Consider the following 8,248-nt stretch of genomic DNA (forward strand, 5'->3'; position numbering starts at 1 on the left):
TCGCGCGGTCGGCACGCGGCGCCCGCCACGGGAGCGTCGGCCGGGACGTCGTCGGTGGCGCGTGGTGGGGCGACCGGTTCGCCGGGGCTGCTCTCGGGGAACGCGGTGCAGGCGCCGCTCGACGTGCCGCTGAACGTGTGCGGGAACACCGTGGACGTCGTGGCGCTGCTCAACCCGGCCTTCGGCAACGGCTGCGGCAACGGCACCCCGGCCCCGGAGCACCCGGCGCCGCGCCCGCCCCACCACGTACCGCCGCACCACGTGCCGCCCGCGCACGTACCGCCGGAGACGGACGACGGCGGCAGCACGTGGTCCTTCGGGTGGAACGAGGACGGGGCGAAGGCGCGTCCCGCGGGGGCGCGGCTCGCCGAGACCGGCGCGGACGCGGGGCTGCTGGGGGTCGCGGGGGCTTCGGCGGCGCTGCTCGTCGGGGGTGCGATCCTCTACCGGCGCAAGGCGGTGCCCGCTCACCGGTAGGGTCGCTCGACGTGGTCCGGGCGGGTGACTCCCGGCCGGGCCGGTCAGCGAAACGAACGAGGTGAGGGGCCCGGTGCCCACGAGCGAACGGACCGCGCGGCCGACGACGACGGCGGCGGCGGCGCGCACCCTCCTCCCCTTCTCCCTGCTGCTCTTCGCCGCCGTGCGCGTGCTGTGCCTCGTGACGCTCGCGGTGTGGGCGGGCGCCGAGGGGCGCAGCGCGCACAAGGTGCTCGCGGAGCGGTGGGACTCGCTGTGGTACGTACGGGTCGTCGAGCACGGTTACGGCTTCACGCTGACCGCGCCGGACGGGCGCGTGCTCTCGGACCGGGCCTTCTTCCCGCTCCTGCCGTGGCTGGAAAGCGCCGGTCACCGGCTCACGGGGCTCGCTCCGCAGGACGTGGGACTCTGCGTGAGCGCGCTCGCCTCGCTCGCGGCGGCGTGGGCGATCCACCGGATCGCGGCGCGGCTGTACGGGGAGCGGGCCGCGCTCTTCGCGGTGGCGCTGTGGGCGGTGCTGCCGGTCTCGGTCGTGCAGTCGATGGCGTACAGCGAGTCGCTCTTCACGGCGCTCGCGGCCTGGTCGCTGTGGTCGCTCCTGCGGGAGCGCTGGCTCCTGGCGGGGCTGCTCGCCTCAGCGGCGGGGCTGACGCGGCCGGTCGGCCTCGCGGTGGTGCTCGCGGTGTGGGGGGCGGCGTGGGCGGGACGGCGCCTCACGTGGCGCGTGGTGGCCGGGTGCGTGCTCGCGCCGCTGGGGGCCGCCGGGTACGTGCTGTGGTCGGGGCTCAGTTCCGGCCACGGCGTCTTCGGTTACCTCGACGTGCAGGGCGACTGGGGCAACGGCTTCGACGGCGGCCTCGCCTTCGCCCGCTTCCTCGGCGACCTGCTGAGCGGCCCGGGCTTCGCGGGCGGCGTCGGGCTGATCATCGGCGTGGCGGCCCTGATCTGGCTCTACGTCCGCGGCATCCGCCAGGGCCAGCCGCTCCCCCTCGTCCTCTACACGGGCGTGGTCCTGCTCCTCGCCCTGTGCACCTCCGGCTTCTTCGGCTCCAAACCCCGCCTCCTCCTCCCCGCCTTCCCCCTCCTCCTCCCCCTGGCCCTCGCCCTGTCCCACCTGCGCCACCGCTGGGTGCCGTGGCTCGTCATCGCCACGGCGGCGACGGTGGCGGCGGGCTACGGAGCGTTCTGGCTACTGGGGTCGGGGCCGCCGTAGGGGGGAGGGCGGTGTTCAGGACGTCTTCCGGGCCGCCGGGGTGGGCAGGAGCCCGATGTCCTCAAGGTCGAGCACCGGCAGGAGGGGGGCGGCGATGCCGAGTTTCACCGCCGACTGGTGGAGCGCTTCGCGCAGGTACGGGCGGGTGACAGGGGTCGCGATGACCGCGGCGAAGCGCTTGGCGATCGCCGCGGGGATACGGACCGGCTCGGGGGTACGGAAGTGGGCGGCGACGTCGGCGACGAGGCGGCCTTCCGCGGTCTCGACGAGCGCCCGGGTACGTACCGCCAGGAGGTTTCCCTCCATCCGCTGCATGAGCTGGAGGTCGGCGTGGTCACCGCCGCTGTCCCACTCCTCGCCGTCCTCCGGGCGGTCGAAGCCGTCGAAGCCGTCGGTGCGGCGTCCGCTCACCTCGTAGTAGACGACGTCCACGAGTTCGGCGAGTTGTTGCAGTTCCTCCAGCGAGGAGACCTCGTGCGGTGTTCCGGCTGTCACGCGACGCCCCGGCGGTGTCCCACGACGGGGACGGGCTCCTCGCTGTGCGCCAAGGGCTCCCAGGCGGGGGAGTCCGGCGCGGACTGGCTCTCGGTGTGCGGCATCAGGCTGACCTTCATGCCGACCGCGCGGGCATAGCGCATGATCGTGGACAAGCGCGGATCGCCACCGAGGCGCTCGAACTCGGAGACGGCGGACTGGGTCGTCTCCATGCTTCGCGCGACCTGCTTCTGGGTGACGCCGCACCGCTTGCGATGCTTCACCAGGGTCTCGATGAGCGTCATCACGGCCTCGGCGTCGGCAACGGCGGCACGGGCCCGCTCGTCACCAGGGTCCAGACCGAGCAGCCCCGCCAGGTGTTCGTCCATGGTCGCCCCTTCCCTTACTCCCGAGTATCGCCGGGCGGGAAGATCCGCTCTCCACAGCTGAGCCGCAACTCCCACAGGCCCTCGCCGAGCGAGGTGCGGTCCTTCGGCAGGAGCCTCCCCTCGGCGGCGCGCCCCATGATCGCGTGGAGGCGGCCCAGCTCGTGCGTCTTCAGGCGGCACTTGGCGATTTCCTTCTGCACCACCTCGGCGCCCACCGACGACCGGTACAGCTCCCACCTTTTGGCCATCGAGCCGCCTTCCTCACCTCGCGCGAAGCAGACCTTACCGTGCGCACTGGTGACGTAACACCTGGTGATCCCGGGGAAGTTGGGGGAGGCCGGACACCGGCGTCAGAAGGCCAGGTGCTTGCGGGACCAGGTGGCGAAGGGGGTGGTGGGGACGGCGAGGGTGTGGGCCGCTTCGGGGTGGGCGGGCTGGGGGGCGGCGTTGTTCATGACGTGGCCGGCGCCCCAGGCGGGCATGCCGGCGGCGAGAGCTTCTTCGAGCGTCATGGCGGGGGCGGTGACCGGGATGCCCCACTGGGCGGAGAGGGTCTCGGCGATCTGGCGCATGGTGAGACGGTCGCCCGCGAGGTCGAGTGCGACGGTGTGGAAGCGGTCGGGGTCCTGGACGGCGTGGGCGGCGGCGACGCCGATGTCGTCGGGGTCGACCAGCGCGAGGAGGGTGTCCGGCTGGAGGACGGTGGCGAAGCCGCCCTCGGGACCCTTGGGGAGGAGCGCGGTCAGGTTGTCCATGAAGAAGGCCGGCTTGATGATCGTCCAGCGGAGGAAGCCCGCCGCGCGGACCTCGGCGATGATCGCCTCCTTCGTCGCGTAGTACTCCCCCATGGGAGCCAGCGGGCCCTCGCCCCAGCCCGGGATCTCGGTGTGCGTGCCGACGCCGCTGGTCGAGGACTGGATGAACTGCGGTACGCGCGCGGCGCGGGCGGCCTCGATCAGGTGCGTGGCCTGGGCCAGTTCACCGGCGAAGTCGACTCCCGCCTCGCTCATCGGCGGCATCTGCACGGAGAAGACGGCCCGGACCCCGGCGACCGCCGGGTCGAGCGAGGCACGGTCCGTGAGGTCGCCCGTGACGAGTTCGGCGCCGAGCGCGGCGACGTCGCGCGCACGGTCGGCGCGGGGGTCGCGCACGAGGGCCCGGACGGGAATCCCGGCGGCGAGCAGGGCGCGGGCGGTCGCCCCGCCCTGGCGGCCGGTGGCGCCTGTGACGAGGACGGGGGTGGAGGGGGTGGAGGGGGTGGCGGCGAGCTGGGCGGACATGGGGGCTCCTTCGGAAGAGCGGTGGGCCGGTACGGGCCGGGTGGCGCGGGCGGCCGGCAGCACACGGCAGCGAAACGGCGGGGCCCGCCGTTTCTTCTTCCGGTACGATACGGCGGGGCCCACCACTTAGCAAAAGCGAGACGTCATGACCGGTCAGCGTGCGGACGCACGGCGCAATTACGCCCGTATCCTCGCCGTCGCCGAGGCGGAGGTCGCCGAGCGCGGCGCGGACGCCTCGCTCGAACACATCGCCCGTACGGCGGGGGTCGGCTCGGCGACCGTGCGCCGCCACTTCCCGAACCGGCGGGCCCTCCTGGAGGCGGTCTTCCGGGAGCGGATCGAGGCGCTGCACGTACGGGCGCGGGCGCTGGCGGAGGCCGAGGACAGCCGTGCGGCGCTGCTGACCTGGCTGCACGAGCTGATCGCGTACGCGGTGAGCGCGCGCGGATTCGCGGACACGCTCACGTACGAGCCCCCGAGCGACACCCCGAGCACCTGCGCCACCGCCCTGGAGGACGCCGGCGCCCCGCTGCTGCGCCGCGCCCAGCGGGACGGGGTGGTCGCGGCAGGGATCACCGCGCACGACCTGGTGACGCTGGGCGTCGGCATCGCGCTGGCCACGGAGCACCACGGGGACCCGGCGGCGCAGGCGGAGCGGTTGTTCGGGGTGGCGGTGGAGGGGATCAGCCCGGGGGGTGGGCGGGGCTGACGTGACCCGGGACAGCCCCCGCCCTCCCAGGGGGGCGCCCCGTATACAAGTCTTCCGCAAATCGGCAAGGCACACCGACCACCCCCGCACATCTGTGGATAACTCCGGGAAACCCGCACAAACACTCACTCTTTCCGGTGAGCCGATACCCGGGAGAACGGCACAGAACCGCACCTGACCGGCGCGCCTGTGGATAACTCAGCGTTCCGTGAGGTGGGTGAGTGCACACTCACCTCACGGAGACATCGTGCCGGGGCGGCCCGGCGCACACGGCGGCCGGCAGTGCCCCGGCACACCGCCGGGAGGGCGGCCGCGCGAACGGCGCGTTTTCAGGCGACCGTGGTCACAGGTCGTAGGGCGCGGTGATGCACTCGATCACCACCGTGCCGCCGGGGTCGAGGGTGTAGACGCCGCGGCCGCCGAACGCGTGGTTGATCCGGCCTTCACGCGACCTGAAATGGTCGGGCCAGAAGGGAATGGAGCGCTTCCTCAGGCGCGCCATGACCGCGTCGAACTCCCCGTCACTGACGAGGAAGGCGAGGTGGCTCTCGTTGATGCGATCGTGCGGCACCAGACTGTCGGCGAAGTCGATGCCGACGCCGTTCGCGGTGTCGACCTGGGAGAAGACGCCCCAGTGGCGCGGGGCGGGCGCGTCCATGAGGTGGGCCAGGAACGCGGCGGACTCCCGCCGGTCACGGCAGTGGACGATGAGGTGGTTCAGCTCGCGTGCCATCGACTGCTCCTTGAGTCGCGCGGGGGACGGATGGTGGGCTCGTCCGCGTGCTCCTCACCTCGCGCGGAGAGTACGGCGGTTCAGCCGCCCGCGGTCCCGCCGAACCGCACCGGCACCAGGTCGGCCTGTTCCGCCCCGCTCTCGATGAGTTCGAGGATCGCGTCGGCGACCCTCTCGGGGGCCTGCGGGGGCAGTCCGCTCGCGTCCTCCATCCGCATCGCGTCCTCGGCGCTGCCACGGACGGTCCTCGCGAACTCGGTGGCGGTGATCGAAGGGAACATCGAGGAAACGGTGATGCCGTCGGCGAGCAGTTCCGCGCGGGCGACCTCGGTCAGCTTCTGCAGAGCGGACTTCGAGGCGGCGTAGGCGCCCGAGCCGGGAAGTGCCGCCCAGATGATGCCGGAGTTGACGTTCACCACGGCGCCGGCTCCCTGCCTGCGCATGTGCGGGAGCACGGCCTGCATCACGACCAGAGGGGCCAGCAGGTTGAGTTCCAGGACGGCCCGGAAGTCGTCGGGGTCGATCCGGTCAACCGTGGCCTGCAAACCCTGTCCGGCGTTGTTCACCAGCACGTCGATCCGCCCGTACGCGTCGATCGCGGCTTGTACGGCGGCTTCCACCTGGGCCCGTTCCGTCACGTCGCACGGTACGGGCAGGGCCCGCCCGAGCTCCGCCGCCAGTTCCCGGAGGCGGTCCTCCCGGCGACCGAGGAGCACGACGTCGGCACCGGCGGCGGAAGCGGCGCGCGCGGTCGCCGCACCAATACCTGACGAAGCTCCGGTCACGAGTACCACGGCATTGTCGATGTCCATGAGAGTCCTTCCCACGTGTTCCGGGCGCGTGCCCCCGACGACAGAGGCATTCGCACGCCCGGAGATGAACGCTATCACCTGATAGCTATCACGCAATAGGAATGTAGGATCGCGGGCATGAGTGATGCCCCCGGCAGGAGCGGCGACAAGCAGGTCCCCCTCCATGAAATGGCCGATCTGATCGTCGCCGTGGGGCGCAGGCTGCCGCCGCCCACCGACCCGGAGTTCGAGCCGTGCACTCCCCTTGAGATCAGCGTCATGCGCTTCGTCCACCGCCACCCCGGCACCTCCGCGGGGGCTGCCTCGGAGGCCGTACGGCTGCCCTCCAGCAACTTCAGCCGGGTACTGCGCGGCCTGGAGAAGAGGGACCTGGTCGAACGCGTCGTGAACGAGCGCAACGCCCGCGGCGTACTGCTGTACCCCACCGAGAAGGCCCGGCGAAACCTGCGGCTCCTCCACGAGCACTGGGACCGGACGCTGCACGGCATCATCGACGACCCGGGCACGGTCCAGGTCGTCAGCGAAGCCCTCCGACGTATCGAAGACGCGCTCACCGCCGGGAAACCGTAGGGAACGCCTCTGCTGCGCACATGGCACGAGCAGGGTGAACACGAGCACGGCGGAAGTCGCCGCCCCGGCGGCTTCGCCGAGCCGGACCACGCCTAACGCCGCAGGAACTGCCGGCGTTCGGTCGTCGGGTGCGGGAGCGGCGCGGGCGGGGGCGTGGGGCGTGGTGTTCCGCGCAGGCGGGCGCGGACGCCCTTCACCAGGCGGGAGGCCGTGTAGTCCGCGCCCAGCACGAAGCGCATCGAGGGGCCGTACGAGGCGGCCGTGACGAGGCCCGCCATGAAGAGGCCCGGGAGCGAGGACTCGAAGCCCGCGTCGACCTCGGGGGAGCCGTCCAGCGCCGCCGTGCGCAGCGCCGCGCGCGTCCCGGCGTCGAGGACGGTGAGCCGGTTCGCCGCCGGGGTGAAGCCCGTCGCGGCGATCACGTGGTCCGTGTACAGGACCTCCCCGCGCGCGCCCGAGACCGCGAGCCGCAGGCCCGTGCCCGAGGGCGCCGCGTGGCGGACCTCGCGCCCGAGGACGACCTCGACGCCGCGCGTCACGCGTTCGCGGACCCACCAGGCACCGGCGGGGCCGAGCGCGGCGCGGGCCACGCGGGAACGGTAGTCGGCGGGCAACCTGCGGTAGACGCCTGGGAGTTCGGAGTAGAACCAGTTCCGCCAGCCGCTGCCCAGTCCGCTGTGCGGGGCGCGCGCGGACTGCCACCAGGGGCGCTGCCACGGCGGCGGGAGGGTGTTCCAGCACAGGCCGGGGGCGCGCACCAGGACGCGCGCGCGGGTGCCCTGTTCGGCGAGGAGCGCGGCCGTCTCCAGGGCCGCCTGGCCGCCGCCGACCACGGTCACGTCGCCGCCCGCGAAGCGGCTCAGGTCGTCGTGGTCGCTGCTGTGCGACACGAGCCCGGCGGCGCGCAGCGGGGCGAGGACGGGCGGCAGGTCGGTGAAGGGCATGACGCCGACGGCGAGCGCGACGGTGCGGCTGAGCAGGTTCTCGCCGTCCTCCGCCGTGACGCGGAAGCCGCCGCCGGGGAGCGGCTGTACGCGGCTGACCAGGCGTTCGTCGACGCCGCACGGGACCGCGTGGCGCGCGAACCACAGGCCGTACGCGGCGAAGACCGGTACGGGGACGGGCGTGCCGTGCCGCGCGTCGATGCCCTCGCCCGCGCAGTACGTGTCGAGGCCGAAGCGCCCGGCGGGGTCGGAGAGGTGCGAGGCCCAGGGCTCGGACTTGAGGAACATGCCGGGCGGCATGTGGTCGCGCCAGGAGGCCATCGGGCGGCCGAAGACGCGCAGCCGCAGTCCGGCCGCGGCGGCGTGCGCGGCGATCGACAGGCCGTAGGGGCCCGCTCCCACCACTACGAGGTCGTACATGCGGTGCTGCTCGCTTTCTGCCGGCCGTCGGCCCCGTCCCCGGGGGACGGCGGCGCTACGGGTACGGGTGGCTCCTCGGGTACGGGTCGCGCCTCGGGCGTCGGTCGCGCCTCGGGCGTCGGTCGTGCCTCGGGCGTCGGTCGCTCCCCGGAGGCGGGGCGCGCCCGGGTCGTGAGGCGGCGGGCCGCGCGGGCGAGGACGTGCGCGCTCCACGCCGCGGTCATCGC

The 8,248-nt window shown here is 73.3% G+C and carries 11 protein-coding genes; 4 read left to right on the forward strand and 7 right to left on the reverse strand.

Annotation, left to right across the window (positions count from 1 at the left end; genetic code table 11):
- Together G3I42_RS36625 and G3I42_RS36630 are read left to right on the forward strand one after the other, a co-directional pair.
- Window positions 1-477: chaplin (locus tag G3I42_RS36625; protein WP_164291959.1), on the forward strand; the 477-nt coding region annotated here is incomplete at its 5' end.
- A gap of 73 nt (window positions 478-550) precedes the next feature.
- On the forward strand, window positions 551-1,690 hold the full coding sequence (locus tag G3I42_RS36630) for a glycosyltransferase family 39 protein (RefSeq protein WP_164291960.1): 1,140 nt from the start codon (window positions 551-553) through the stop codon (window positions 1,688-1,690).
- A 15-nt stretch (window positions 1,691-1,705) separates the two neighbouring features.
- Here G3I42_RS36630 and G3I42_RS36635 read toward each other — a convergent pair whose 3' ends face one another.
- From G3I42_RS36635 to G3I42_RS36650, 4 genes are all read right to left on the reverse strand, one after another.
- A complete protein-coding gene (locus G3I42_RS36635; protein ID WP_164291961.1) occupies window positions 1,706-2,185 on the reverse strand; it encodes a hypothetical protein in 480 nt (159 codons plus the stop codon).
- Window positions 2,182-2,553 (reverse strand): helix-turn-helix transcriptional regulator, encoded by a 372-nt coding sequence (locus tag G3I42_RS36640; protein WP_164291962.1) that lies wholly within the window; start codon window positions 2,551-2,553, stop codon window positions 2,182-2,184. Before G3I42_RS36640 ends, G3I42_RS36635 begins: the two co-directional genes overlap by 4 nt.
- A 14-nt stretch (window positions 2,554-2,567) precedes the next feature.
- Window positions 2,568-2,801, reverse strand: a complete 234-nt coding sequence (locus tag G3I42_RS36645) for a hypothetical protein (protein WP_239096911.1) — start codon at window positions 2,799-2,801, stop codon at window positions 2,568-2,570.
- 102 nt (window positions 2,802-2,903) lie between these two features.
- A complete protein-coding gene (locus tag G3I42_RS36650; RefSeq protein ID WP_164291963.1) occupies window positions 2,904-3,833 on the reverse strand; it encodes an NmrA family NAD(P)-binding protein in 930 nt (309 codons plus the stop codon).
- Between the two features lie 145 nt (window positions 3,834-3,978).
- Between G3I42_RS36650 and G3I42_RS36655 the strand changes: the two genes are divergently transcribed.
- Window positions 3,979-4,542: a TetR/AcrR family transcriptional regulator gene (locus tag G3I42_RS36655; protein ID WP_164291964.1), complete on the forward strand. Its 564-nt coding sequence runs from the start codon at window positions 3,979-3,981 to the stop codon at window positions 4,540-4,542.
- Window positions 4,543-4,885: 343 nt separating this feature from the next.
- Here the strand turns inward: G3I42_RS36655 and G3I42_RS36660 are convergent, their stop codons facing one another.
- Complete coding sequence (locus G3I42_RS36660; RefSeq protein ID WP_164291965.1) at window positions 4,886-5,275, reverse strand: VOC family protein; 390 nt, start codon at window positions 5,273-5,275, stop codon at window positions 4,886-4,888.
- Window positions 5,276-5,355: 80 nt separating this feature from the next.
- Window positions 5,356-6,087: an SDR family NAD(P)-dependent oxidoreductase gene (locus G3I42_RS36665; protein ID WP_164291966.1), complete on the reverse strand. Its 732-nt coding sequence runs from the start codon at window positions 6,085-6,087 to the stop codon at window positions 5,356-5,358.
- A 117-nt stretch (window positions 6,088-6,204) separates the two neighbouring features.
- Here G3I42_RS36665 and G3I42_RS36670 point away from each other — a divergent pair, with 117 nt between their 5' ends.
- Window positions 6,205-6,657, forward strand: a complete 453-nt coding sequence (locus G3I42_RS36670) for a MarR family winged helix-turn-helix transcriptional regulator (RefSeq protein ID WP_164291967.1) — start codon at window positions 6,205-6,207, stop codon at window positions 6,655-6,657.
- Window positions 6,658-6,749: 92 nt separating this feature from the next.
- Here G3I42_RS36670 and G3I42_RS36675 read toward each other — a convergent pair whose 3' ends face one another.
- Entirely contained in the window at window positions 6,750-8,021 is a 1,272-nt protein-coding gene (locus G3I42_RS36675; protein WP_203607809.1) for an FAD-dependent oxidoreductase, read from the reverse strand.
- Window positions 8,022-8,248: the final 227 nt, after the last annotated feature.

Source organism: Streptomyces sp. SID11385, from assembly GCF_010548245.1.
Classification (GTDB): Bacteria; Actinomycetota; Actinomycetes; order Streptomycetales; family Streptomycetaceae; genus Streptomyces.

Bases quoted from the DNA above. Each gene is read 5' to 3' on its own strand.
- G3I42_RS36640 (WP_164291962.1), bottom strand. From the start codon at position 2,553: ATGGACGAACACCTGGCGGGGCTGCTCGGTCTGGACCCTGGTGACGAG.
- G3I42_RS36645 (WP_239096911.1), bottom strand. From the start codon at position 2,801: ATGGCCAAAAGGTGGGAGCTGTACCGGTCGTCGGTGGGCGCCGAGGTG.
- G3I42_RS36650 (WP_164291963.1), bottom strand. From the start codon at position 3,833: ATGTCCGCCCAGCTCGCCGCCACCCCCTCCACCCCCTCCACCCCCGTC.
- G3I42_RS36655 (WP_164291964.1), top strand. From the start codon at position 3,979: ATGACCGGTCAGCGTGCGGACGCACGGCGCAATTACGCCCGTATCCTC.
- G3I42_RS36660 (WP_164291965.1), bottom strand. From the start codon at position 5,275: ATGGCACGCGAGCTGAACCACCTCATCGTCCACTGCCGTGACCGGCGG.
- G3I42_RS36665 (WP_164291966.1), bottom strand. From the start codon at position 6,087: ATGGACATCGACAATGCCGTGGTACTCGTGACCGGAGCTTCGTCAGGT.
- G3I42_RS36670 (WP_164291967.1), top strand. From the start codon at position 6,205: ATGAGTGATGCCCCCGGCAGGAGCGGCGACAAGCAGGTCCCCCTCCAT.
- G3I42_RS36675 (WP_203607809.1), bottom strand. From the start codon at position 8,021: ATGTACGACCTCGTAGTGGTGGGAGCGGGCCCCTACGGCCTGTCGATC.